The 23428-nt window shown below is 60.4% G+C and carries 25 protein-coding genes; 15 read left to right on the top strand and 10 right to left on the bottom strand.

The window, feature by feature from the left end; all coding sequences use genetic code 11:
* Positions 1–117 precede the first annotated feature (117 nt).
* Both I5S59_RS03370 and I5S59_RS03365 read left to right on the top strand, forming a co-directional pair.
* Complete coding sequence (locus I5S59_RS03370) at positions 118–519, top strand: acyl-CoA thioesterase (RefSeq protein ID WP_009402429.1); 402 nt, start codon at positions 118–120, stop codon at positions 517–519.
* A gap of 72 nt (positions 520–591) precedes the next feature.
* Positions 592–1488, top strand: coding sequence for a D-hexose-6-phosphate mutarotase (locus I5S59_RS03365; RefSeq protein ID WP_197875395.1), 897 nt, complete (start codon positions 592–594; stop codon positions 1486–1488).
* Positions 1489–1490: 2 nt separating this feature from the next.
* On the opposite strand, the gene I5S59_RS03360 is transcribed toward I5S59_RS03365, so the two are convergent.
* From I5S59_RS03360 to purE, 4 genes are all read right to left on the bottom strand, one after another.
* Positions 1491–2024, bottom strand: coding sequence for a DUF3299 domain-containing protein (locus tag I5S59_RS03360; protein ID WP_197875394.1), 534 nt, complete (start codon positions 2022–2024; stop codon positions 1491–1493).
* Between the two features lie 43 nt (positions 2025–2067).
* On the bottom strand, positions 2068–2313 hold the full coding sequence (locus I5S59_RS03355; RefSeq protein ID WP_197875393.1) for a GlsB/YeaQ/YmgE family stress response membrane protein: 246 nt from the start codon (positions 2311–2313) through the stop codon (positions 2068–2070).
* A gap of 93 nt (positions 2314–2406) precedes the next feature.
* Positions 2407–3489 (bottom strand): 5-(carboxyamino)imidazole ribonucleotide synthase, encoded by a 1083-nt coding sequence (locus tag I5S59_RS03350; protein ID WP_197875392.1) that lies wholly within the window; start codon positions 3487–3489, stop codon positions 2407–2409.
* Between the two features lie 10 nt (positions 3490–3499).
* A complete protein-coding gene (purE, locus tag I5S59_RS03345) occupies positions 3500–3991 on the bottom strand; it encodes a 5-(carboxyamino)imidazole ribonucleotide mutase (protein ID WP_028942499.1) in 492 nt (163 codons plus the stop codon).
* Between the two features lie 317 nt (positions 3992–4308).
* Between purE and I5S59_RS03340 the strand changes: the two genes are divergently transcribed.
* Positions 4309–4944 (top strand): hypothetical protein, encoded by a 636-nt coding sequence (locus I5S59_RS03340; protein WP_197875391.1) that lies wholly within the window; start codon positions 4309–4311, stop codon positions 4942–4944.
* Positions 4945–4947: 3 nt separating this feature from the next.
* On the opposite strand, the gene I5S59_RS03335 is transcribed toward I5S59_RS03340, so the two are convergent.
* Positions 4948–5859, bottom strand: coding sequence for a LysR substrate-binding domain-containing protein (locus I5S59_RS03335; protein ID WP_197875390.1), 912 nt, complete (start codon positions 5857–5859; stop codon positions 4948–4950).
* 179 nt (positions 5860–6038) lie between these two features.
* Between I5S59_RS03335 and aspA the strand changes: the two genes are divergently transcribed.
* The 5 genes from aspA (at position 6039) to I5S59_RS03310 (ending at position 11949) form a co-directional block, all read left to right on the top strand.
* Positions 6039–7463: an aspartate ammonia-lyase gene (aspA, locus tag I5S59_RS03330; protein ID WP_128321955.1), complete on the top strand. Its 1425-nt coding sequence runs from the start codon at positions 6039–6041 to the stop codon at positions 7461–7463.
* Between the two features lie 157 nt (positions 7464–7620).
* Positions 7621–8613 (top strand): asparaginase, encoded by a 993-nt coding sequence (locus I5S59_RS03325; RefSeq protein WP_197875389.1) that lies wholly within the window; start codon positions 7621–7623, stop codon positions 8611–8613.
* 57 nt (positions 8614–8670) lie between these two features.
* Positions 8671–9663 (top strand): AraC family transcriptional regulator, encoded by a 993-nt coding sequence (locus I5S59_RS03320; RefSeq protein WP_197875388.1) that lies wholly within the window; start codon positions 8671–8673, stop codon positions 9661–9663.
* Positions 9664–9805: 142 nt separating this feature from the next.
* Positions 9806–10852 (top strand): histone deacetylase family protein, encoded by a 1047-nt coding sequence (locus I5S59_RS03315; protein ID WP_197875387.1) that lies wholly within the window; start codon positions 9806–9808, stop codon positions 10850–10852.
* Positions 10849–11949 (top strand): polyamine ABC transporter substrate-binding protein, encoded by a 1101-nt coding sequence (locus I5S59_RS03310; RefSeq protein WP_197875386.1) that lies wholly within the window; start codon positions 10849–10851, stop codon positions 11947–11949. The genes I5S59_RS03315 and I5S59_RS03310 overlap by 4 nt, the downstream gene beginning before the upstream one ends.
* A gap of 3 nt (positions 11950–11952) precedes the next feature.
* Here the strand turns inward: I5S59_RS03310 and I5S59_RS03305 are convergent, their stop codons facing one another.
* Positions 11953–13482: a PLP-dependent aminotransferase family protein gene (locus I5S59_RS03305; RefSeq protein WP_197875385.1), complete on the bottom strand. Its 1530-nt coding sequence runs from the start codon at positions 13480–13482 to the stop codon at positions 11953–11955.
* A gap of 90 nt (positions 13483–13572) precedes the next feature.
* On the opposite strand from I5S59_RS03305, the gene I5S59_RS03300 reads away from it, so the two are divergent.
* From I5S59_RS03300 to I5S59_RS03290, 3 genes are read left to right on the top strand one after another with little or no spacing between them, the layout of a single operon-like run.
* A complete protein-coding gene (locus tag I5S59_RS03300) occupies positions 13573–14202 on the top strand; it encodes an FMN-binding negative transcriptional regulator (protein WP_197875384.1) in 630 nt (209 codons plus the stop codon).
* A gap of 11 nt (positions 14203–14213) precedes the next feature.
* The gene (locus I5S59_RS03295; RefSeq protein ID WP_197875383.1) at positions 14214–14660 is read left to right on the top strand and encodes a GNAT family N-acetyltransferase; all 447 of its coding nucleotides are present in this window, start codon (positions 14214–14216) and stop codon (positions 14658–14660) included.
* Between the two features lie 16 nt (positions 14661–14676).
* Positions 14677–15351 carry a GNAT family N-acetyltransferase gene (locus I5S59_RS03290; protein ID WP_197875382.1) on the top strand — a complete coding sequence of 225 codons (675 nt, stop codon included), beginning with the start codon at positions 14677–14679 and terminating at the stop codon, positions 15349–15351.
* Between the two features lie 169 nt (positions 15352–15520).
* On the opposite strand, the gene oadA is transcribed toward I5S59_RS03290, so the two are convergent.
* Together oadA and I5S59_RS03280 are read right to left on the bottom strand one after the other, a co-directional pair.
* Positions 15521–17329, bottom strand: a complete 1809-nt coding sequence (gene oadA / locus I5S59_RS03285) for a sodium-extruding oxaloacetate decarboxylase subunit alpha (protein ID WP_197875381.1) — start codon at positions 17327–17329, stop codon at positions 15521–15523.
* An 11-nt stretch (positions 17330–17340) separates the two neighbouring features.
* Positions 17341–18756, bottom strand: coding sequence for an acetyl-CoA carboxylase biotin carboxylase subunit (locus I5S59_RS03280; protein WP_128321966.1), 1416 nt, complete (start codon positions 18754–18756; stop codon positions 17341–17343).
* A 188-nt stretch (positions 18757–18944) separates the two neighbouring features.
* Here I5S59_RS03280 and I5S59_RS03275 point away from each other — a divergent pair, with 188 nt between their 5' ends.
* A complete protein-coding gene (locus I5S59_RS03275) occupies positions 18945–19907 on the top strand; it encodes a LysR family transcriptional regulator (RefSeq protein ID WP_269670174.1) in 963 nt (320 codons plus the stop codon).
* Here the strand turns inward: I5S59_RS03275 and I5S59_RS03270 are convergent.
* Positions 19849–20067 (bottom strand): PA3496 family putative envelope integrity protein, encoded by a 219-nt coding sequence (locus I5S59_RS03270; protein ID WP_197875379.1) that lies wholly within the window; start codon positions 20065–20067, stop codon positions 19849–19851. The genes I5S59_RS03275 and I5S59_RS03270 overlap by 59 nt on opposite strands.
* 195 nt (positions 20068–20262) lie before the next feature.
* Between I5S59_RS03270 and I5S59_RS03265 the strand changes: the two genes are divergently transcribed.
* The gene (locus tag I5S59_RS03265) at positions 20263–20574 is read left to right on the top strand and encodes a hypothetical protein (RefSeq protein ID WP_197875378.1); all 312 of its coding nucleotides are present in this window, start codon (positions 20263–20265) and stop codon (positions 20572–20574) included.
* 31 nt (positions 20575–20605) lie between these two features.
* Here I5S59_RS03265 and hexR read toward each other — a convergent pair whose 3' ends face one another.
* The gene (gene hexR, locus I5S59_RS03260; RefSeq protein ID WP_128321970.1) at positions 20606–21472 is read right to left on the bottom strand and encodes a transcriptional regulator HexR; all 867 of its coding nucleotides are present in this window, start codon (positions 21470–21472) and stop codon (positions 20606–20608) included.
* A 104-nt stretch (positions 21473–21576) separates the two neighbouring features.
* On the opposite strand from hexR, the gene zwf reads away from it, so the two are divergent.
* A complete protein-coding gene (gene zwf / locus I5S59_RS03255) occupies positions 21577–23019 on the top strand; it encodes a glucose-6-phosphate dehydrogenase (protein ID WP_197875377.1) in 1443 nt (480 codons plus the stop codon).
* 84 nt (positions 23020–23103) lie between these two features.
* Positions 23104–23427: a hypothetical protein gene (locus I5S59_RS03250; protein ID WP_197875376.1), complete on the top strand. Its 324-nt coding sequence runs from the start codon at positions 23104–23106 to the stop codon at positions 23425–23427.
* Position 23428: the final 1 nt, after the last annotated feature.

Below are 23428 nucleotides of genomic sequence, written 5' to 3'. Positions count from 1 at the left end.
TTCCCTTCGCCGCCTGGCAAAGCGAAAGCAGCGTAGAATAGTTGTGCTGAATCGTTTTTCGAGGCGTCTGTCATAGCGCCAACCAACGAAGCGTCACGGGTCAGAGGCACCCCCGGCATGATTGAACTCGAACAAGAAGATCCTATCCCGCAAGGCGACCTTGCCCTGCAGATCACCGCTTTACCGCGTGAAACCAACGGTTTTGGCGATATTTTCGGCGGCTGGCTGGTCGCACAGATGGACCTTGCCGGTACGGCCATGGCCAGTCGCGTTGCAGGTGGCCGCGTGGCTACCGTGGCCATCGACCGCATGGCCTTTCTGGTCCCTGTCGCAGTCGGCGCACAGCTTTCTTTCTATACCCAGACCCTGGAAATTGGCCGTAGCTCGATCCAGATGATGGTCGAGGTGTGGAGCGACGATCCGCTGTCCAGCGAATGGCGCAAAGTAACCGAGGCTGTGTTCGTGTTCGTTGCCATTGATGGCAGTGGCCGCACCCGCTCGGTTCCTCCTCGTCGCTGACACGGCTGCGCGGTAAACTCAACGGTATGCAAGCGGTCGAAAACCGTACGGCACATCAATGAGATAACGCGCATGTCCACACCCAAGGTTGAATCCGAAAAGCACGGCGAGCTCAATTGCTGGCGCATTACCAGCAACAGCGCTGAACTGCTGATTGCCCAGCAAGGCGCTCAGGTTTTGAGTTATCAGCGGCTCGGCGAGCCGCCGTTGCTGTGGCTCAGCGAACAGGCCATCTTCAAGCAGGGCAAATCGGTGCGCGCCGGGGTACCGGTGTGCTGGCCCTGGTTTGGCAACCTCAAGCGCAATCCCGCAGCCGTGCAGGCCATGTATCGAGACGAAGACGGACCGGCCCATGGCCTGGTGCGCGGTCGCGACTGGCAATTGCAGGGTATCGACAGCAGTGGCGACAATGTCCGGGTCGAGTTCACCTTGCCTGAATCCCAGGGCGATCTCCCAGGCTGGCCACACAATGTCGAGCTCACGCTGAGCATCGTCATGGGCGAACAGCTGGGCATCACCCTCTCCAGCTATAACCTCGACAACGTTCCAGTCACCATCAGCCAGGCGCTGCACAGCTACTTTGCGGTCAGCGATGTGCGCAACGTGCAGGTTGAAGGGGTTGATGGCCTGGGCTATATCGAGACCCTGGCTGGCTGGGAACAACGCACGCAGCACGGCGACCTGGGGTTTGCCGGAGAAACCGATCGCATCTACCTGCAGGCCCCGGCACAGTTGAGCATTGTCGATCCAGGCTGGAACCGGCGCATTCGCCTGACCAGCAGCGGTTCGCGCTCGGCCGTTATCTGGAACCCCTGGACTGATCGCGCCGCAGAGCTGCCAGACATGGCCGATGATGGTTGGCAGCGCATGCTGTGCATCGAGACCGCCAATGTGTGGGATGACGTAGTGACCTTGGCCCCTGGGGCCAGTCATTCACTGAGTCTGACGCTTGTTAGCGAGCCACGCTAACCCTACAGATCGGCGTCTTCCACCACCCGTACCTTGGCCGCATCCATTGCATAGGCGGCATCGGCCAGGTCGTTGCTGACCTTCTCGATCTTCAAGGCGCCACTGACCCACAGCGGCGTGTAGATATCATCGAGTTTCAGGCCCTTGAGGTAGCGCACCAGCACCAGCTGGTTCGGCGGCGGTGGCGGCACATGGATGCAGGCGCCTGGATAAGGGACGAGGAAGAACAGCGTGCTGTTGCCCTTGGCATCGGTTTCCAGTGGCACCGGATAACCACCCAGGCGGATCTGCTTGCCATTCATGGCAGCCACCGTCTTGGTCGAATACATCACCGCCGGCAGACCCTTGGCCTGTTTCATGCCACCTTTTTCGGTAAAGGTGCCATTGGCCTCCGGCGAGTCGTGGTCGATTTCAGGCATCTGCTCGAGCGCTTTCTGGTCCGACTTGGGCATGAGCTCCAGCCAGTCGGTTTCCGGCAGCTCGGCGCGCGCCAGGCTACTGATGAGCAACAGTGAAAGCAGTAATACACGGCGCATGGCATTGCTCGGCAATAAAATTGCCGAGCATTCTAGCCTGCCGCTAGCTCTTTTTGACCATGCCGTAGATCACCAGCAGCACGACCGCACCCACCAGCGCGCCGAGGAAGCCCGCGCCTTCTCCGGCCTGGTAGATGCCCAGCGCCTGGCCACCGTAGGTCGCCGCAAGCGACCCGGCAATGCCGAGGAGAATGGTCATGATCCAGCCCATGCTGTCGTCGCCGGGCTTGATGAAACGTGCCAGCAAACCGACGATCAGGCCGATGAAGATGGTTCCGATGATGCCCATGGCAATCCCTCTGAGTGAGTTGGCGCATGCTAAAGCCTAGTCAGCGCTTTGGCATCCCGCCATCAGAGGGACATCGAAGAGAGAAGGTTCCCTTCAGCTCTGGATCAGGGCTTCGACCTGCTGGATCTTCTGTTCCAGGGTCGCCATGTCGTCGCAACGCAGGGTGGCGTGACCCACTTTGCGCCCGACCTTGAAGGCCTTGCCGTAGTGATGCAGGTGGCACTCGTCGATGGCGATTACCTTGTCGACTGCCGGCACTTCGCCAATGAAGTTGAGCATGGCGCTTTCGCCGACCTTGGCCGTCGAACCCAGCGGCAGGCCGGCAACGGCGCGCAGGTGGTTTTCGAACTGGCTGCACTCGGCACCTTCGATGGTCCAGTGCCCGGAGTTGTGCACGCGCGGGGCGATCTCGTTGGCCTTCAGGCCGCCGTCGACTTCGAAGAACTCGAACGCCAGCACACCGACATAGTCGAGCTGCTTGAGCACGCGACCGGCGTAGTCTTCAGCCAGACCCTGCAGCATGTGGTCTTCACTGGCGACCGACAGACGCAGAATGCCGTTCTCGTGGGTGTTGTGCACCAACGGGTAGAAACGGGTTTCGCCATCGCGGGCACGCACGGCGATCAACGACACTTCGCCGGTGAACGGCACGAAGCCTTCCAGCAGGCAAGGCACGCTGCCCAGTTCGGCGAAAGTACCGACAACATCTTCGGCAGTTCGCAGCACTTTCTGACCTTTTCCGTCATAGCCCAGGGTACGGGTCTTGAGCACGGCCGGCAGGCCGATGCTGGCCACGGCGGCATCCAGGTCGGCTTGCGACTGGATATCGGCGAACGACGGGGTGGGAATGCCCAGGTCCTTGAACATGCTCTTTTCGAACCAGCGATCGCGGGCGATACGCAGCGATTCGGCACTCGGGTAGACCGGTACGAACTGCGACAGGAATGCGACGGTTTCAGCCGGTACGCTTTCGAACTCGAACGTGACCAGGTCTACTTCGTCAGCCAGCTGGCGCAGATGGTCCTGGTCGCCGTAATCGGCACGCAGGTGCTCGCCCAGCGGCGCGGCGCAGGCATCTGGCGCCGGATCGAGGAAAGCGAAATTCATGCCCAGCGGCGTACCTGCCAAGGCCAACATGCGACCCAGCTGGCCGCCACCGATTACACCGATTTTCATGCTTTTGACCTCAGGCCTGGCGCGGATCTGGATTATCCAGAACGTTGTCTGTCTGCTCAGCGCGGAACTGCTTCAGCACACTGTGGAACTGCGGGTGCTTGGCACCGAGGATGCTCGCCGAGAGCAGCGCGGCGTTGATGGCACCGGCCTTGCCGATGGCCAGGGTGGCAACCGGAATACCGGCGGGCATCTGCACGATCGACAGCAGCGAATCGACGCCGGAGAGCATCGACGACTGCACCGGCACGCCCAGCACCGGCAGGTGGGTCTTGGCCGCACACATGCCAGGCAGGTGGGCAGCGCCACCGGCTCCGGCGATGATCACCTCGATGCCACGGCCTTCGGCCTCTTCGGCATACTGGAACAGCAGGTCCGGGGTGCGGTGGGCAGAAACCACCTTGACCTCGTAGGGAATGCCGAGTTTTTCCAGCATATCGGCGGTGTGGCTAAGGGTGGACCAATCGGACTTGGAGCCCATGATCACGCCAACCAGTGCACTCATCGTCGAGCCTCTTCTCTTGGGCGCCCGCAGGCGCGTCAAAAAACAACAAGCCACGCGGGACAACCGGCGTGGCTTGTTATGCGAATTAGGGCCGGGGGAAGCCGACCGAAGGCCGCGCAGTATATCGCAAAGGCGCAGCGTTGATGCACTTGGCAGACCAACTGCCGCCCTTATTTTTCGGGGGCCAGGCTGACTTTCGAGTCAAAACAGGGGGTGATCGCCTGATCACTCCAGCCAGCTTTTCCTGCTGCCACTCCTGTAATAGCGACTTTAGCTTTAGACCTCCCAGCGCTACAGCGTCAATGGAGGACGCCACCATGACTGCATTCAGACCCTTGGGCATTCTGCTCGCACTACTCTTTACCCTGCACTTGCCTTCGGCCACGGCTGCCAGATCCCTGGTGGTTTGGGTCTATACGCACGACGATCTCGCCGACATCAGCGATGCTCAGCTGAACAAGGATTACTTTCAGCACTGGATCGACGAGATGCGCTTGATAACTAACCACCCGATAGAAGTCATCTTTGAACGCAACGTGCCCGGCATCACCGACATCAATTACTCAAGCATGAGTGCTGCATCGCTCCTTGCAATGTTCTCAAATGAATCATCAGACAGAGATCATCAAAGAGAACGCTCCCCTTCGTACCTGAACAAGTCCATCCTGCTCACCAAGGAGCCCTATGAGCAAAGTGAACCGGGCTTACTGGTCGGCCTGGCGTATGTCAAACAAACTACCGCCATAGCCTCGCTTGAAACCTTTGTAGCGCCAGCCCATGAACTGGGGCACTTGTTTTCAGCCACCCATGATGACGCGGAGGTCAACTTCAATGGCTGGTTTTGCGAAACCTACACCTTTGAAACTCGCCTCTCACTGCGTTCCAATTGCTATCGATACAGCGACCAGAACCGCCAGAATATTGCGGACTACATAAAATACTATTCCAGTTGAACTTCAGACCGGCTCTTGACCGGCTGCCGACTCCAGCTTGCGCCAAAGCAATCGCACATTGGCTTTACGCACCAATGCACAGCGATACAGGCGGATCTCCAGTGGCACATGCCATTGGGGGCCGCCACAGATAACCAGCTCACCCCGCTCCAGTTCCGCCCGCGCCGATAGCCTCGGTACCCATGCGATCCCCAAACCCTCCAGGGCCATACTCTTTAGACTGTCAGCCATCGCCGTCTCGTAAACCGTAGTGAATCGCAGATTACGTTGGCGCAACAGCAGATTGACCGAGCGCCCGAGAAACGCCCCGGCACTGTATGCCAGAAGCGGCACGCTACCTTCGCCTTCGAGGTCAAACAACGGCCTGCCGTCTTTGTCAGCTGCGCACACAGGCAGCATCTCGGTGTGTCCCATATGCAGTGACGGGAATATCTCGGGGTCCATCTGCAACGCCGCATCAGGGTCGTAGAAGGCCAGCATCAGATCACACCCGCCTTCGCGCAGGGCATGTACCGCATCGCCGACGTTGGTCGCCACCAGCCGGGTAGCGATGTTCAGACCGTCGTTGCGCAACTGGGCAATCCAGCGCGGGAAGAAGCCCAGCGCCAACGAGTGCGCGGCAGCCACCTGGATCACTTCACCCTGCCCGCCTTCCAGATGATGCAAGTGACGCATCACTTCACCGAGCTGATCCACAACGGTACGCGCGGTCACCAGAAACAGCTGGCCGGCCGCCGTCAGCTCGATAGGCGTTCGCGAGCGGTTCACCAGGGTCAGGCCCAGGGCCGACTCCAGGCTGCGAATGCGGCGGCTGAAGGCCGGCTGAGTCACGAATCGGCGCTCGGCCGCCTGAGAGAAACTGCGGGTTGCAGCCAGGGCGCTGAAGTCTTCCAGCCATTTGCTTTCGAGGTTCATTACTGCTCTCCAGGCGCGCACCAAAATGGAACACGCTCGAATGTCGATTGGCGTCACATCAACCATTATGCCGTTTGTGCATAGGTTAGCGTGCAACAGCATTGGCCGCAAAATCGGCGCAGGCCTAGCATTAGCGCCATTCCGGCATGTGCCGGGTCAAACTCGAGATGATATTTATCATGTCCGCTGCTGCATCGTTCCGCGTCGAAAAAGATCTGCTTGGCACCCTTGAAGTCCCGGCTGATGCCTACTACGGCATCCAGACCCTGCGCGCTGCCAACAACTTCCACCTCTCCGGTGTTCCACTGTCGCACTACCCTAAACTGGTTGTGGCACTGGCCATGGTCAAGCAGGCTGCTGCTGACGCCAACCGCGAGCTGGGTCACCTGAGCGATGCGAAACACGCCGCCATCAGCGAGGCTTGCGCCCGTCTGATCCGCGGTGACTACCACGAGCAGTTCGTGGTCGACATGATTCAAGGCGGTGCTGGTACCTCTACCAACATGAACGCCAACGAAGTAATCGCCAACATCGCACTGGAGGCCATGGGTCACCAGAAAGGCGAGTACAAATACCTGCACCCGAACAACGATGTGAACATGGCGCAGTCGACCAACGACGCCTACCCGACCGCGATCCGCCTGGGTCTGCTGCTCGGTCACGACGCCCTGCTGGCCAGCCTCGACAGCCTGATCCAGGCCTTCGCGGCCAAAGGTGAAGAGTTCAGCCACGTACTGAAAATGGGCCGTACCCAGTTGCAGGATGCTGTGCCGATGACCCTCGGCCAGGAATTCCGCGCCTTTGCCACCACCATGACCGAAGACCTGCAGCGCCTGCGCTCGCTGGCTCCGGAACTGCTGACTGAAATCAACCTGGGTGGTACCGCCATCGGCACCGGCATCAACGCCGACCCTGGCTACCAGGCCCTGGCCGTACAGCGCCTGGCAACCATCAGCGGCCAGCCGCTGGTACCGGCTGCCGACCTGATCGAAGCCACCTCGGACATGGGCGCCTTCGTCCTGTTCTCCGGCATGCTCAAGCGTACCGCAGTCAAACTGTCGAAGATCTGCAACGACCTGCGCCTGCTGTCTAGCGGCCCACGTACCGGCATCAACGAAATCAACCTGCCAGCGCGTCAGCCAGGCAGCTCGATCATGCCAGGCAAGGTCAACCCGGTCATCCCGGAAGCCGTTAACCAGGTGGCCTTCGCCATCATGGGCAACGACCTGGCCCTGACTGTCGCTGCCGAAGGCGGCCAGTTGCAGCTGAACGTCATGGAACCGCTGATCGCCTACAAGATCTTCGATTCGATCCGCCTGCTGCAGCGCGCCATGGACATGCTGCGCGAGCACTGCATCGTCGGCATCACCGCCAACGAACAGCGCTGCCGTGAACTGGTCGAACACTCGATCGGCCTGGTCACCGCCCTGAACCCGTACATCGGCTACGAAAACGCCACCCGTATCGCTGCCATCGCCCTGGAAAGTGGCCGTGGTGTGCTGGAACTGGTCCGCGAGGAAGGCCTGCTGGACGAAGAGATGCTCACCGACATCCTGCGTCCGGAAAACATGATTGCTCCGCGTCTGGTTCCGCTCAAAGCGTAACCGATGCTGTAACACCGCTCACCAGGTCGAGGGACTAGACACCTCTCACCTTTTGAGGGCCCTGGGATCAGTCCCCGGGCCCTTTTTTTATGCCCGCAACAACGACGGATGGCGTAGTGTAACCAGCTCATTTCAAGCTGCCCCCGGAGACCGTGCCATGGCAACCGTACACCCCGCCCGCAAGATCATGGTGCTGTATACCGGCGGGACCATCGGTATGCAGGCAGGCGCCAACGGGCTTGCTCCGGCCTCGGGCTTCGAGCAGCGGATGCGCGAACAGCTGGCCGGGCTTGCGGGTATCCCGCTTTGGCAATTTCGCGAAATGCAGCCGCTGATCGACAGCGCCAACATGACACCGCACTACTGGCAACACCTGCGCGAAGCCATCATTGATGCCGTCGATGGCCAGGGCTGCGATGCGGTGCTGATCCTGCATGGCACCGATACCCTGGCCTACAGTGCTGCGGCCATGTGCTTCCAGTTGCTCGGGCTTGGTGCGCCGGTGCTGTTCACCGGCTCCATGCTGCCGGCCGGCGTTGCCGACAGCGATGCCGGAGAAAACCTTGCCGGTGCCATGCAGGCGCTGGCCAGCGGCCTGCCAACGGGCGTACAGCTTTACTTTCATGGTGAACTGCTCAACCCCCTGCGCACGGCCAAAGTACGCAGTTTTGGTCGCCATCCCTTCGTCACGCTCAAGCGATTCGGCGGTGCGAAGCCTGCTGCTCCTGTGCCAACGCAACTCGATTACCGCCAGGCGAAACAACTGGCCAACGTTGCGGTGTTGCCGCTGGTGCCGGGATTTAACGCCCGCCTGCTGCACGCGGTACTCGACAGCGGCGCCCAGGGTCTGATTCTGGAGTGCTTCGGCAGCGGCACCGGCCCTGCCGATAATCCGGACTTCCTTGCCGCCCTCGCCCAGGCCCAGACCAGAGGCGTGGTGGTGGTGGCAATCACCCAGTGCCATGAAGGCGGTGTAGAGCTGGATGTCTATGAGGCCGGCAGCCGTCTGCGTCAGGTCGGCGTACTGTCCGGTGGTGGCATGACCCGGGAAGCCGCCTTCGGCAAGTTGCAGCTGTTGCTCGGCGCGGGCTTGCCGTGCGAAGCGATCAGACGCCTGATCGAACAAGACCTCTGCGGGGAGCTGCGCTAACGGCGGCAAGGCACGCATATTGCTCGCATGCCGGTAGCCCTTCAGCAGGAAACAACCATGCTCCACTCACACCTCACGACCCTCAACGCCGTTTCTCTGGTGCTCCAGGCCTTCCAGAACGACGACGTAGACCCGGCGGCGCTGCTTGACGGCAGCGGCATCAGCCCTGCCGACCTGGGTCGTGCAGACTCGCGCATCACCACGCGCCAGGAGATGCTGGTGTGCGCCAACGCCGTGGCCCAGCGCCGCGAAGTGGGCCTGGAGCTGGGTCGGCGCATGCATGTTTCCTGCTACGGCATGCTCGGTTACGCCTTGCTCTCCAGTGCCACCTTAGGTGACGCGTTACGCCTGGCCATGCAGTACCCGGCGCTTCTGGGAACACTTTTCCAGCTGCGCCTGATCGAAGACGGCGATCGCATCTGGTTCAGCGCCAGCAATTATCGGGAAGAACCGCACCTGGCCGCGTTCAACGCCGAGTTCTGCCTGACCTCGTTGAAGGTCATCTGCGATGACTTGCTCGGGCAGCCGCTGCCCTTGCTGGCCGCCCGTTTTGTGCACACTGCCCCGGATTATCAGGCGCTGTACACGCAGACGTTTGATTGCCCGCTGCACTTCGATGCCAGTGATAACGCCTTCGCCTTCGAGCGTCGCTGGCTGGAAAAGCCGTTACCACTGGCCGACCAGATCACCCATCGGGCCATGAGTGAACGCTGCCGCCGCCAGAACCTGGAATTCACCGGCCGTCAGGCCTGGCTGGGGCGCATCCGTCAGTTGCTGCTCGAACAACTGAACGCCGCACCCGGGCTCGAAGGCCTGGCGCGGCAGATGAACTGCTCATCGCGCACCCTGCGCCGCCACCTGCAGGAGTTGGGCAGCAGCTATCAACAATTGCTTGATGAGCTACGCTTCGAGCGGGCCAAACAGTTGCTCGCCGAAGACCAGTTGCCGATCTACCAGATTGCCGAAGCGCTGGGCTTTAGCGAAACCGCCAGTTTCCGCCATGCGTTTTTACGCTGGAGCGGCGTGGCCCCAAGCCATTTCCGCGCCTGATCGGCGCACGTCGCACCGTCGAGGGGCGAAATCCGGACACGCAGGTTGGCCATATTGATCCCCTTTTGGCCGTTTGCGTCGTTCTGAACCGAAGCGGCTCCATGAACAATGGCGCCACGCCAGTGACTTCGGAGAACAACAAATGCTGACTATCTATTCTGATGACCATCACCTTCACCACGGCCGCTGCGAGCTGATCGACGGGCAATTGATGCCCTGCTTCGAAATGCCTTCGCGCGCTGACCATGTGCTGGACCGCGTCAAAACCCGTGAGTTGGGCCCGGTGCAAGGTCCTGCGGACTTTGGCCGTGCCCCGCTGCTGCGCGTGCACAGTGCTGACTACCTGAACTTCTTTGAAGGTGCCTGGCAACGCTGGGCCGAACTGGGTCACGACGGCGACCTGCTGCCGTTCACCTGGCCTGCACGCACCTTGCGCAGCGTCAAACCCAAGGGCCTGCATGGCGAGCTGGGTTATTACAGCTTCGATGCCGGTGCGCCGATCACCGCCGGCACCTGGCAGGCCGCCTACAGCGCAGCCCAGGTCGCCCTGACGGCTCAAGCAGCCATCCAGGCCGGCGCCCACAGCGCATTTGCCCTGTGCCGACCACCAGGACACCACGCTGCCAGCGATGTGATGGGTGGCTACTGCTACTTGAACAACGCCGCCATTGCCGCGCAGGCCTTTCTCGACCAGGGTCATCACAAAGTGGCCATCCTCGATGTGGATTACCACCACGGCAACGGTACCCAGGAGATTTTCTACCAGCGCAGCGATGTGCTCTTCGCCTCGATTCATGGCGACCCGCAAGCCGAATTTCCGTTCTTCCTTGGTTATGCCGACGAAGAAGGCGAAGGCGAAGGCCTGGGCTACAACGTCAACTACCCACTACCAGCCGGCAGCGACTGGGCGGCCTGGGGCAACGCCCTGGACCAGGCCTGCGAGCGGATTGCCGCTTATGCACCCGACGTCGTCGTGGTGTCGCTCGGCGTCGATACCTTCAAGGACGACCCGATCTCCCAGTTCAAGCTCGACAGCCCCGACTACCTGAAGATGGGCGAACGCATTGCCCGCCTTGGCAAACCAACCCTGTTCGTCATGGAAGGCGGTTATGCCGTCGAAGAAATCGGTATCAATGCGGTCAACGTTCTCGAAGGCTTCGAGCGCAGCCAGCAAGGCGCCCGGCCATGAACCGCGCCAAGCGCCTGCTCGCGCCCCTGCTCTGCAGCGCCTTGCTCGCCGGCAGCCTCGAGGCCGCCGAGCAGCGCACGCTGCGGGTCTACAACTGGTTCGACTACATTACCCCGCAGACGCTGGTGGACTTCCAGAAGGACAGCCAGGTCAAGCTGATCTACGACATCTTCGACACCAACGAGGCTCTCGAAGCCAAGTTGCTGACCGGCAATTCCGGCTACGACGTGGTGGTGCCATCCAACGTATTCCTGGCCAAGCAGATCGAGGCCGGGGTGTTCCAGCCCCTGGACCGCAGCAAGCTGCCGAACTGGCAACACCTCGACCCCAAGCTGATGAAGCTGATCGAGGCCAATGACCCCGGTAACAAATACGCCGTGCCCTACATGTACGGCACCGTATTGATTGGCTTCAACCCGGCCAAGGTCAAGGCCGTGCTCGGTGACAATGCGCCGGTGGACAGCTGGGACCTGATCTTCAAGGAAGAAAACATCGCCAAGCTCAAGCAATGTGGCGTGGCGCTGCTCGACTCCCCGTCCGAGATTCTGCCCCTGGCCCTGCAGCACCTGGGCCTGCCACCCAACAGCGACAAGCCCGCCGACTACAAGCAGGCCGAGGCGCTGATGCTCAAGATCCGCCCTTACATCACCTACTTCCACTCCTCCAAATACATGGCCGACATCGCCAATGGCGATATCTGCGTGGCAGTGGGCTATTCGGGGAGCTTCTCGCAGGCGGCCAACCGTGCGCTTGAGGCTAAAAACGGTGTAGTCGTGGACATGCGTCTGCCCAAGGAAGGCGCGCCGATCTGGTTCGATATGCTGGCCATCCCTAAAGGTGCCGCCAACCCGGAAGATGCCTACACCTTCATCAACTACTTGCTGCAACCTGAAGTGATTGCGCCGATCAGTGACTTTGTCGGGTACCCGAACCCGAACAAGGACGCCACCGAACTGGTAACGCCGGCCATTCGCAACAACCCCAACCTCTACCCGACCGAAGCGGCCATGGCCAAGCTGTATACCCTGCAACCTTTGGCCCGTGACGCGGAACGTGCACGCACCCGTGCCTGGACCAAGATCAAGGCCGGAACCTGACCGTCAATCGCGCCAGGCACGCCGCAGGCGTGCCAGCGCGTCAGCAATCCTCGATTCGTCCACAGCGGCGAAGCCAAGCACCAGCCCGGCGCGGTTATCCACAGGGATAATCGAGTCGGGTAGCCAGTAGTCGCTCAAGGCATTGAGCTCAACGCCTGCTGCAGCAGCCTGGGCAATCAGCGCCTGCTCACGTGCGTAACTGTTCACATCAATTTTTACATGCAGCCCCGCAGCGACTTCGGGCAGCGGCCCGAGGCCGGGAATATCCACAGGCCATCCGGCTTGCAGGGCATTGCGACGGTTCAACGCGGCGCGGCGTACACGGCGAATGTGCCGTTGGAAGTGCCCTTGCGCCATGAACTGCGCCATCACCGCCTGCGTGCCCACCTCCGAATGCCTGACCGCCAGCGCCCGGCACCGGGAAAAGGCCTGTACCAACTGTTGCGGCAGCACCAGATAGCCCAGACGCAAGGCGGGAAAGGCAATCTTGCCGAACGTGCCGACATACAAAACCCGGCCACTGCGGTCCAGGGCTGCCAGTGGCGCCAAGGGCGCCCCGCTGTAGCGGTACTCGCCGTCGTAGTCGTCTTCAATGATCCAGCCGTCCTTGCGCTGCGCCCAGTCCAGCAGTTCCAGGCGCCGGGCCAGGCTCATGGTGACCCCGGTAGGGTATTGATGTGAGGGCGTCACGTAGCTGAGGCGACAGTGCGGCAGGTCGTACAGCGCTGCGCAATCCAGCCCCTCGTTATCCACTGCGATTCCGCGTACCTGCGCACCGGTCAGGGCAAAGGCATTACCCGCCGCGCGATAGCCCGGGTTTTCCACAGCTACCACATCGCCAGCTTCCAGCAACAGCTGTGCACAAAGGCTGATGGCTTGCTGCGCACCACTGGTGATCACAATTTGTTCAGCCACGCAGGAAAGCCCTCGCGATCGACGCAGGTAGGTCGCAATCAGCTCACGGAGTTGCAGCTCCCCCGCCGGATCGCCGTACCCGAGCGCCGCCGGATCCGGATTGCGCCAGAATCCCGCCTGCAGCTTGGCCCAGACGTCGAATGGGAACAGATCAAGCGCCGGTAAACCGACGCGGAATGCCCTTGGCGGGCCGCTTTTGGGTGCGGGTAAATGGTTGTTTTCCAGCCGCTCCAAAGGCCCGCTGTGGATAACTTTACTGGACAAATGCTCAGTGCTTTCGGGTATTTTTGTGGATAACCCTGTGGAAAAACCCAGGGATAACCCTGTGGATATTTTTGTGGATAGTTTTGGCAGCTGACTGACGTAGGTCCCATCACCCACCCGGCTCTCGATAAAGCCCTCGGCATACAACTGGTCATAGGCGCGCACCACACTGTTGCGCGAAAGCGCCAGTGCGCTCGCCATGTCACGCGTAGCCGGCAGGCGCGTGCCGCTGCTCAGGCGGCCATCCAGCACACGCTGGCGCAGCGCCTGGTACAGCTGGCGGCTCAGCCCCTGGCGCCGGTCAAGCACAATGCCCGTAGGGTCGAACGGTAGGCTGAATGGACGCTCGCTCATGACAATGGACCTATGAAATTAGCTGGAAATGGCTCTTACCATAGACCAATAGCCTGCCTAGGATTGAACCATTCGCCAAGGACAATCCGCATGTACACAGCTTCGAGCTTCAAGGAAACCGACCTCGATCATCTGCAGCAGCAGATCGAGCAGACGCGCCTGGCCGTACTCGTCACCCATGGCGAACAAGGCCTGCAGGCCAGCCACCTGCCCTTGCTGCTCGATCGCAGCCAAGGCAGCAATGGCACGCTGTACGGTCACTTCGCTCGCGCCAACCGCCAGTGGCAGGAATTGGAAAACGGTGCCGAAGCGCTGGTGGTATTTGCCGGACCGGATGCCTATGTCAGCGCCGGCTACTACCCAAGCAAAGCCCAGGACCCACGCACCGTGCCCACCTGGAACTACGTCAGCGTGCACGCCTGGGGCAAGGCCGAGGTCTATCACGACGCCGAACGCCTGCTGGACATCGTCAGGCGCCTGAGCGACCGCCATGAACAAGCACAGGCCAAACCCTGGTCGGTGGATGAAGCTCCCGCTGACTACATGGCCGGCATGCTCAAGGCCATTGTCGGCTTTGCCCTGCCCATAGAGCGCTTGCAAGGCACCCGCAAACTCAGCCAGAACCGTTCGGCCATCGATATCGAAGGTGTGCGTACGTGCCTGGCCAGCAGCACCGACCCTCTGGACAATCAACTGGCCGCAGTGATGCGCCAATCGTGAAGGAAGCTCTCATGCCCAGCGTTACGATCCGCCCGGTTTCTGCCGAAGACCACAGCGCCTGGCTGCCACTGTGGCAAGCCTATCAACGCTTCTACGAGACCCGTATTGCCGATGAGGTGACTGCGGTTGCCTGGCAGCGCATGCTCGACCCCACTGAGCCGACCAACGCCGCGTTGGCCTGGGTCGATGGCAAGGCAGTGGGCATGGTCCACTGGATCTATCACCGTTCCAACTGGAGCATCGAGAACTCCTGCTACCTGCAGGATCTGTATGTCCAGAGCGAACAGCGTGGCCTCGGTATCGGCCGCCAGTTGATCGAATACGTCTACGCTACGGCTAAGGCAGCAGGTTGCGCAAAAGTGCACTGGTTGACCCACGAAACCAACGCCACCGCGATCAGCCTTTACGAGCAAGTTGCCGAGCGGCCTGGCTTTATCCAGTTTCGCAAACCACTGTAAGCCCGGGAGCCATTACATGAGTGCACTGCTGAACTGGCGACCGGCCAAACGTCCACCCCCCACAACGTTGACCGGACGCTTCATTCGCCTGGAAAAGCTCGACCCCCGCCGCGACCGGGAAGACCTCTGGCAGGTATTCCAGGGGCCCGACGCCGATCCGAAACTCTGGGATTACCTGGCCTACGGGCCTTTCACCGAACGCGAAGACTTCGACCACTGGCTCGACAGCAACGCCGCCAGCAGCGACCCGCTGTTCTACAGCGTCATCGACAGCGCCAGTGGCCAGACCCAGGGGATTCTCAGCCTGATGTCGATCGTGCCCGATCAGGGCCGCATCGAGGTCGGCCACATAGCCTTTGGCGCCGCCATGCAGCGCACGCCCAGGGGCACCGAAGCGGTCTACCTGTTGAGCAAGCTGGCATTCGAACTGGGTAACCGTCGCCTGGAGTGGAAGTGCAATAACGACAACGCCCGCTCGAAAAGAGCAGCCGAGCGCTTCGGCTTCAGCTTTGAAGGTGTGTTTCGCAAGCACATGGTGATCAAGGACCGTAACCGCGACACCGCCTGGTTCTCGATTACCGACGATGAGTGGCCAGCGATTGCGGCCGGGTTTGAACGCTGGTTGGGGGAAGACAACCAGCGGCCAAGCGGCCAGGTGCAAACGCTGGAAGCCTGCCGCGCAGCTCGCTGACGCTTGAAGCCAAGGCGCCCGCTACGCGGTCGATCGCAGGCTTCGCCAGCTCTCACATCCTGTAGGCGCTGGCGATTGAGCGCGAAGCGCTCACCGAGGATAAAAGCGCAAAAAAAAGGGAGGCATACGCCCCCCAGAGGTTAACTGCTTGTAGATGAAGGCCTGAAAATCAGCCTTCGATCTCGATCAGGATCTCGCCCGGGTTGACCCGGTCACCCTTGGCCACGTGGATGGCAACTACCTTGCCGGCGATGTCCGCCTGCACTTCGGTTTCCATCTTCATGGCTTCGGTGATCAGCACTGGCTGGCCGGCCTTGACCACGTCGCCTTCCTTGACCAGCACATCGACGATGTTGCCTGGCATGGTGGTGCTGACATGGCCCGGTGCACTGGCCTGCTTGCGCTTGCTGCTGCCACCGCCGACGAATTCGTTGAGCGGCTCGAACACCACTTCTTCCGGCATGCCGTCGATGGACAGGTAGAAGTGACGCTTGCCTTCGGCCTTGACGCCCACACCGGTAATGTCGACGCGGTAGGTTTCGCCGTGGACGTCGATGACGAACTCGGTCGGCACACCTTCTCCACCAGCCGCAGCCACCTTGCCCGCTTCGGGAATCGGCAGCAGCACTTCTGGGGTCAGGGTTCCGGCTTCGCGCTCTTCGAGGAACTTGCGCCCGATGTCCGGGAACATAGCGAAGGTCAGCACGTCTTCTTCGGACTTGGCCAGGTTGCCGATATCGGCACGCAGCTTGGTCATTTCCGGCTTGAGCAGGTCGGCCGGGCGCACGTCGATGACTTCTTCGCTACCGATTGCCTGACGGCGCAGGGTCTCGTCGACGACACCCGGGGCCTTGCCGTAACCGCCTTGCAGGTACAGCTTCACCTCGTTGGTGATGGTTTTGTAGCGCTCGCCAGCCAACACGTTGAAGAACGCCTGGGTACCGACGATCTGCGAGGTCGGGGTCACCAGCGGCGGGAAGCCGAGGTCTTCACGCACGCGCGGAATCTCTGCCAGCACTTCGTTCATGCGGTTGAGCGCGCCCTGCTCCTTGAGCTGGTTGGCGAGGTTGGAAATCATCCCGCCTGGCACCTGGTTCACTTGCACGCGGGTATCCACAGAGGTGAATTCGCTTTCGAACTGGTGGTACTTCTTGCGCACGGCGTAGAAGTACAGGCCGATTTCCTGCAGCAGTTCCAGATCCAGACCGGTGTCGAATTCGCTGCCCTTGAGCGCCGCGACCATCGACTCGGTACCCGGGTGGCTGGTGCCCCAGGCAAAGCTGGAGATCGCGGTGTCGATATGATCAGCACCGTTCTCGATCGCCTTGAGCTGGCACATGGCAGCCAGGCCGGCGGTGTCGTGGGAGTGGATGAACACCGGCAGCGACTGCTCGGCTTTCAGGGCCTTGACCAGTTCACCGGTAGCATAAGGGGTCAGCAGGCCGGCCATGTCCTTGATCGCGATCGAGTCGCAACCCATGGCTTCCATCTGCTTGGCCTGAGCCACGAACGCGTCGATGGTGTGCACCGGGCTGGTGGTGTAGGCAATGGTGCCCTGGGCATGTTTGCCAGCGGCTTTCACAGCTTCGATGGCCACACGCAGGTTTCGCACATCGTTCATGGCGTCGAAGATACGGAACACGTCGATGCCATTGACCGCCGCCTTGGCCACGAACGCTTTGACCACGTCGTCGCTATAGTGACGGTAGCCCAGCAGGTTCTGACCACGCAGCAGCATTTGCAGGCGGGTGTTAGGCAGGGCTGCGCGCAGCTTGCGCAGACGCTCCCACGGGTCTTCCTTGAGGAAGCGTACGCAGGCGTCGAAGGTGGCGCCGCCCCAGACTTCCAGCGACCAGTAGCCGACTTTGTCGAGCTTGTCGCAGATCGGCAGCATGTCTTCGGTGCGCATGCGGGTGGCCAGCAGGGACTGGTGGGCATCGCGCAGGATTGTGTCGGTTACAAAGATTTTCTTGGACATTATGGGATTCCTCACAGGCCTGCGTGGGCGGCAATGGCGGCAGCGATGGCCAGGGCCAGCTCTTCGGGTTTGCGCTTGATCGAGTAGTTGGTCAGTTCCGGATGGCTTTCAACAAAGCTGGTATTGAACTGGCCACTACGGAATTCCGGATTGCGCAGGATTTCCTGGTAATACGCGGCGGTGGTCTTCACCCCTTGCACGCGCATGTCGTCCAGGGCGCGCAGGCCACGGTCCATGGCTTCTTCCCAGGTCAACGCCCAGACCACCAGTTTCAGGCACATGGAGTCATAGAACGGTGGAATGGTGTAGCCGGTGTAGATCGCCGTATCGGTACGTACGCCGGGGCCGCCGGGTGCGTAGTAACGGGTGATCTTGCCGAAGCTGGGCAAAAAGTTGTTCTTCGGGTCTTCAGCGTTGATCCGGAACTGCAGGGCAAAGCCGCGGTGCTGGATATCTTCCTGCTTGACCGACAGCGGCAGGCCCGAGGCAATCCGGATCTGCTCGCGAACGATGTCGATACCGGTGATTTCTTCGGTGATGGTGTGTTCCACCTGCACCCGGGTGTTCATCTCCATGAAGTACACCTCGCCATCGGCGAGCAGAAACTCCACGGTACCGGCGTTCTCATAGCCGACGGCCTTGGCTGCGCGCACCGACAGGTCGCCGATATAGGCGCGCTGTTCAGGAGTCAGCTGCGGGCTTGGGGCAATCTCGATGAGCTTCTGGTTGCGACGCTGGATCGAGCAGTCGCGCTCGAACAGGTGCACAACGTTGCCGAAGCTGTCGCCAAGGATCTGCGCCTCGATGTGTTTCGGGTTGACGATGCATTTTTCCAGGAAGACTTCTGCCGAACCGAACGCTTTGGTCGCTTCGGAAATCACTCGTGGGAATGCCTGTTCCAGCTCCTCGCGGCTGTTGCAGCGACGAATACCGCGGCCACCACCACCCGATGTCGCCTTGAGCATCACCGGATAACCGATGCGCTCGCCTTCGGAAAGGGCTTCATGGATGTCGGCAACGTTGCCTTCGGTGCCCGGCGTGACCGGTACACCGGCCTTGATCATGCTGCGGCGGGCTTCGGTCTTGTCGCCCATGCGGCGAATGACTTCGGCTGCCGGCCCGATGAACTTGATACCGCGCTCGGCACAAATGTCTGCAAGCTCAGCGTTCTCTGACAGAAAACCGTAACCGGGATGCAAGGCATCACAACCGGTTTCCACTGCAAGGTTCACCAGCTTGCGCGGGTTCAGGTAACCGGCCAGGGGCTCGGCACCAATGCTGTGAGCCTCGTCGGCACGTTTGACGTGCAAGGCGTGGCGGTCGGCGTCGGAGTAGATCGCCACGGAGCGAATGCCCATCTCGGCGCAGGCACGCACGATTCGAACAGCAATTTCACCGCGGTTGGCGATCAGGATCTTTTTTATCACTGGAGTATTCCCAAGGCCGCTAGAACAAACGAGTCGGCAAAGCCGGTCGGCGCGTGACCAATCGTCGCTGGCCAGTCGCATCTTTACCCTAGCGCTGTCTCTGGATAAACAAAAATCAATATTTATTAGGGTGTGCATTAGCAAAAGCTTATAGTGCTGTTACAAGGTTTTGCCGAGACAATAAAAAAATGCGTAAGTCATTGATGCGTATGACATTGCGTCAATTGCAGATCTTCAATGAGGTCTGTGATTTGCGCTCTTACAGCCGCGCAGCCGACGAGATGAGCCTGACGCAACCCGCCGTTAGTCTACAAATCCGCCAACTCGAAGAATTGGTCGGCCAGCCGCTGTTCGAGTACGTCGGCAAAAAACTCTACCTGACGGAAGCCGCCGAGGCCCTGCAACGCGCCAGCCGCGACATTTTCGGCCGCCTGGAAAGCCTCGACATGCAGCTGTCCGACATGCAGGGCTCGCTGCAGGGTCAGCTGAAACTGGCTGTGGAATCCAGCGCCAAGTACTTCGTCCCGCACCTGTTCGCCGCCTTCAAGCGCCAGCACCCTGAAGTCAATCTTACCCTTACTGTGGTCAATCGGGCCCAGGCCATCCGCCGCCTGTCGGACAACCGCGACGACCTGATCATCATGTCCATGGTGCCCCAGGACATGGGCCTGGAATTTTTACCGTTCCTGAACAACCCGATTGTCGCCGTGGCGCCGCCCGATCACCCTCTGTGCAAGCTGGAGAAGCTGCGCCTGCAGGACCTGGAACCGCATACCCTGCTGGTTCGCGAGCAAGGTTCGGGCACCCGCAAGGCTTGCGAAGAGTACTTCAAGGACAAGCGCGTGCACTTCACCCAGACCCTTGAGGTCGCCTCGGCCGATGCCCAGCGTGAATGCGTGATTGCCGGGCTGGGCATTGCCCTGCTGACCCGTCACGCACTGAACCTGGAGCTAGCCACGGGCATCTTGCGCGAGCTACCGATCGAAGAGCTACCCCTGTACCGAAGCTGGTGCGTGGTGCAATCCAAGGCCAAGCGGCAATCGCCGGTAGCCTTGGCCTTTCTTGCGTTTATCCGTAGCGAACGTGCGCAAATCAGCGAGCTTGTTGAGCGATTTTCTGGGAATCTGCCGCCGATACCTGCCACACGCTGATGGCCTGCAGCTCCGGAAAATCGGCTATTTCCTGAAGCAGGCGCCGTTGCTCGGAGTAGCTTTCGATCGCGCGGCGAAACTCCATGCGGCGCTGATCTTTCTCCTGCTGCTTGCGGGACTTGGCGTTGGGTTGATACGAGCCATCGAATTCACGAGCCATTGCATATCTCCCTGATCGAGTGCGGGGAGTTTCAGAGTGGCCCTCAGGTTTTACGGTTTGGTGCCACCTCGATTACAAAACGGTGAATTTCTCTGCAATAACTGCGAGAAACCTGTCCAGATGCCTTCGTTTCGGTGGCGGATGAATAATTTCGTGGCGGCAAAAAGCCGCGCCCAAAAGCCAACGGAGAACCCCATGAAAATCGAAACCGGTACGTGGAATGCCCTGCGCATCAACATAGACGGTACAACCAGAATAATGGTAACCGGCTCAGTAATTTCGGCACTCGACAGCACACCGTCCCTGATCCATGAAGGCCAAAGAAAAGCTGCCGATTTTCCTGAATGCTTCAGACTTGAAGCGGAGCCAGCCCCGGACCTGACGGTACAGCTTCCAATTCATGCGGTGTCTTGCACGATAAGCAATCGCACCGGGCGCACACCAATAGAAATCAGCCACCAGGGACATACGTTGGCCAACTTGGTACTCGATGCCGAGGCCGGCTGATAGCTTGGCGACCGCCGGGGTCAATGCAGTCTCAGTCGTCGAACGCCTTCACCGACTTGGGCGACAGGCGCAAGCTGCGCAGGCTGCGCTTAACGCTCTTGAGATGGTTGACCAGGCTTGGGCCACGGGCCATCGCCACTCCCATGGCCAACACGTCGATCACTACCAGGTGGGCGATACGCGAAGTCAGGGGCGTATAGATCTCGGTGTCTTCGTGCACATCGATCGCCAGGTTGACGGTCGACAGTTCGGCCAGTGGCGTCTGGCTCGGGCACAGGGTAATCAGCGTTGCACCGCTTTCACGCACCAGGTTGGCAGTGATCAGCAGGTCTTTGGAGCGCCCGGACTGGGAAATGCAGATGGCTACATCGCCGGGCTTGAGCGTGACCGCCGACATTGCCTGCATGTGCGGATCGGAATACGCCGCCGCCGTCAGCAGCAAGCGGAAGAACTTGTGCTGGGCATCCGCCGCCACCGCACCGGACGCACCAAAACCATAGAATTCGACGCGCTGGGCCTGGGCCATGGCGGACACTGCACGTTGCAACGCCTGGGGGTCGAGATGCTCGCGCACCTCCATCAGCGTATGCAGGGTGGTGTCGAAAATTTTCAGGCTGTAGTCAGCGACCGAGTCGTCTTCATGAATCGCGAACTGGCCGAAGCTGGCGCCCGCTGCCAGGCTCTGGGCCAATTTGAGCTTGAGGTCCTGAAAGCCTGAACAGCCGATAGCTCGGCAAAAGCGCACGATGGTCGGCTCGCTGATACCAACGCTATGGGCAAGATCGGCCATCGAGCTGTGCATGACGGCTGCAGGATCAAGCAGCACGTGATCGGCAACCTTCAGTTCCGATTTGCGTAGCAGATGGCGCGACTGGGCGATGTGTTGCAACAGATTCAAGGGCAGGACTCGGTTATGATCGACTGACCGGGTTGTAGCTTTCTTGTAGTTATACTACATGACCGGCGACCCGCCCAGCTAAACGAACTAGGAGAGTGGTGGTATTGACTATCCCTTGCGACATCATGGTGTTCGGCGGCACCGGTGATCTGGCCCTGCACAAGCTGCTTCCGGCGCTCTATCACCTGTATCGCGAGGGGCGCCTGCACATCGCCGTGCGCATTATCGCCCTGGCCCGACGACCGCTCCCGCGTAATGACTATCTCAAACTTGCCGAACGCCGTTGCCGCGCCCAGATTGCCCGCAATGACTTCGACGAGGATGTCTGGGCACGCTTTTCCGCACGCCTGGACTACTTCGCCATGGACGCATCGCAAAGCGCCGACTTCGGCCGCCTGTCGCGTTTTCTCGGTGAGCCCGGCGGACTGACCCGGATTTACTACCTGGCCACCGCCCCCAATCTGTTCGTGCCCATCGCCAACCACCTGAAAGTGGCCGGGCTGGCCGAAAGCGAAGCGCGCATCGTTCTGGAGAAGCCCATTGGCCACTCACTGGAGTCAGCCACTGCGATCAACCAGGCCATCGGTGCGGTATTCGACGAGTCGCAGGTGTTTCGCATCGATCACTACCTGGGCAAGGAAACGGTGCAGAACCTGATGGCCCTGCGCTTTGCCAATGCGTTGCTGGAGCCGGTGTGGCGCAACAGCCAGATCGATCACGTGCAGATCAGCGTCTGTGAAACCCTGGGCGTCGAAAACCGCGGGGCCTATTACGATCGCGCCGGCGCCACCCGCGACATGCTGCAGAATCACCTGCTGCAGCTGCTGTGCCTTGTAGCAATGGAGCCTCCTGCACAGTTTGAAGCTGAAGCGGTGCGTGACGAAAAGGTGAAGATCCTCAAGGCCCTCAAGCCCATCAGTGGCCAGGACGTGCAGGACAAGACCGTGCGCGGCCAATACAGCGCCGGCAAGATCGGTGGCCAGGAAGTGCCGGCCTACTATTTCGAAAAAGATGTCGACAACGACAGTGATACCGAGACGTTCGTAGCCGTTGAGGCCCATATCGATACCTGGCGCTGGGCGGGTGTGCCCTTTTACCTGCGCACCGGCAAACGCCTGGGCAAACGCTCCTCGCAAATTGTCATTCAGTTCAAGCCGGTGCCCCATCGTCTGTTCGAAGGCGACCAGGCCAACCAGTTGCTCATCCAGTTGCAGCCTGATGAGCGCATCAGCCTGCAGATGATGACGAAGACGCCCGGCAAAGGGATGCGCCTGGAACCCGTTGAGCTGAACCTCAACCTCGCTCAGGTATTTGGCCAGACCCGCCGCTGGGACGCTTACGAGCGCCTGCTGCTGGATGTGCTCGATGGTGACTCAACACTGTTCATGCGCCGCGATGAAGTCGAGGCTGCCTGGGCCTGGATCGACCCGATCCTCAATGGCTGGCAAGAACACTTTCAGGCGCCCCGGCCCTACCCGGCCGGCTCCAACGGGCCGGACCAGGCCCATAGCCTGTTGGCCCGTAAGGGCAGTGCCTGGCACGATTGAAGGTTTTCCAGCTCCATTGGACGCCGTGATCACCGGAAGATGGATCTGCAACAGACGTTGCAGACCATCATAAGGAGTAACACCATGACCATCGAAACCAAAGACTGGACTCTTCAAAACGATCTGATGCCGGGCCCGGACGGAGCCTGCTTCCGTGTGCGCGGCACGGTCACTGTCGCTCACCCAGGGATCAAGCCGGTACTTGAACAAGCCCGCATTCAAGATAAATCCTATGCATTGAACCTGGAGCTCAAGCTGGAGGAAGAAACGGGTTCATTCCTGAGCGTGTTGACCGATAAAGAAGTGTGCTTCGAACTGCCTGGCGATCATAGCGAAATCCCGTGGGTGAACATCCTGCACGACGGCAAGCGACTGATCACGGTCAAAAAAGTCATTACCACCAGCTGAC

Source organism: Pseudomonas alkylphenolica (assembly GCF_016009175.1).
Lineage (GTDB): Bacteria > Pseudomonadota > Gammaproteobacteria > Pseudomonadales > Pseudomonadaceae > Aquipseudomonas > Aquipseudomonas alkylphenolica_B.
This window is presented reverse-complemented; position numbering and strand designations above follow the sequence as displayed.

What these genes read in the sequence shown, in the direction of transcription:
- aspA (WP_128321955.1), top strand. Translation starts at nt 6,039, where the DNA reads ATGTCCGCTGCTGCATCGTTCCGCGTCGAAAAAGATCTGCTTGGCACC.
- I5S59_RS03355 (WP_197875393.1), bottom strand. Translation starts at nt 2,313, where the DNA reads ATGGGCATCATCGGAACCATCTTCATCGGCCTGATCGTCGGTTTGCTG.
- I5S59_RS03270 (WP_197875379.1), bottom strand. Translation starts at nt 20,067, where the DNA reads ATGGCTCGTGAATTCGATGGCTCGTATCAACCCAACGCCAAGTCCCGC.
- I5S59_RS03335 (WP_197875390.1), bottom strand. Translation starts at nt 5,859, where the DNA reads ATGAACCTCGAAAGCAAATGGCTGGAAGACTTCAGCGCCCTGGCTGCA.
- I5S59_RS03305 (WP_197875385.1), bottom strand. Translation starts at nt 13,482, where the DNA reads ATGAGCGAGCGTCCATTCAGCCTACCGTTCGACCCTACGGGCATTGTG.
- I5S59_RS03300 (WP_197875384.1), top strand. Translation starts at nt 13,573, where the DNA reads ATGTACACAGCTTCGAGCTTCAAGGAAACCGACCTCGATCATCTGCAG.
- I5S59_RS03365 (WP_197875395.1), top strand. Translation starts at nt 592, where the DNA reads ATGTCCACACCCAAGGTTGAATCCGAAAAGCACGGCGAGCTCAATTGC.
- I5S59_RS03275 (WP_269670174.1), top strand. Translation starts at nt 18,945, where the DNA reads ATGCGTAAGTCATTGATGCGTATGACATTGCGTCAATTGCAGATCTTC.
- I5S59_RS03290 (WP_197875382.1), top strand. Translation starts at nt 14,677, where the DNA reads ATGAGTGCACTGCTGAACTGGCGACCGGCCAAACGTCCACCCCCCACA.
- I5S59_RS03360 (WP_197875394.1), bottom strand. Translation starts at nt 2,024, where the DNA reads ATGCGCCGTGTATTACTGCTTTCACTGTTGCTCATCAGTAGCCTGGCG.
- I5S59_RS03265 (WP_197875378.1), top strand. Translation starts at nt 20,263, where the DNA reads ATGAAAATCGAAACCGGTACGTGGAATGCCCTGCGCATCAACATAGAC.
- I5S59_RS03315 (WP_197875387.1), top strand. Translation starts at nt 9,806, where the DNA reads ATGCTGACTATCTATTCTGATGACCATCACCTTCACCACGGCCGCTGC.
- purE (WP_028942499.1), bottom strand. Translation starts at nt 3,991, where the DNA reads ATGAGTGCACTGGTTGGCGTGATCATGGGCTCCAAGTCCGATTGGTCC.
- oadA (WP_197875381.1), bottom strand. Translation starts at nt 17,329, where the DNA reads ATGTCCAAGAAAATCTTTGTAACCGACACAATCCTGCGCGATGCCCAC.
- I5S59_RS03250 (WP_197875376.1), top strand. Translation starts at nt 23,104, where the DNA reads ATGACCATCGAAACCAAAGACTGGACTCTTCAAAACGATCTGATGCCG.
- I5S59_RS03320 (WP_197875388.1), top strand. Translation starts at nt 8,671, where the DNA reads ATGCTCCACTCACACCTCACGACCCTCAACGCCGTTTCTCTGGTGCTC.
- I5S59_RS03325 (WP_197875389.1), top strand. Translation starts at nt 7,621, where the DNA reads ATGGCAACCGTACACCCCGCCCGCAAGATCATGGTGCTGTATACCGGC.
- I5S59_RS03340 (WP_197875391.1), top strand. Translation starts at nt 4,309, where the DNA reads ATGACTGCATTCAGACCCTTGGGCATTCTGCTCGCACTACTCTTTACC.
- I5S59_RS03350 (WP_197875392.1), bottom strand. Translation starts at nt 3,489, where the DNA reads ATGAAAATCGGTGTAATCGGTGGCGGCCAGCTGGGTCGCATGTTGGCC.
- I5S59_RS03310 (WP_197875386.1), top strand. Translation starts at nt 10,849, where the DNA reads ATGAACCGCGCCAAGCGCCTGCTCGCGCCCCTGCTCTGCAGCGCCTTG.
- I5S59_RS03295 (WP_197875383.1), top strand. Translation starts at nt 14,214, where the DNA reads ATGCCCAGCGTTACGATCCGCCCGGTTTCTGCCGAAGACCACAGCGCC.
- I5S59_RS03370 (WP_009402429.1), top strand. Translation starts at nt 118, where the DNA reads ATGATTGAACTCGAACAAGAAGATCCTATCCCGCAAGGCGACCTTGCC.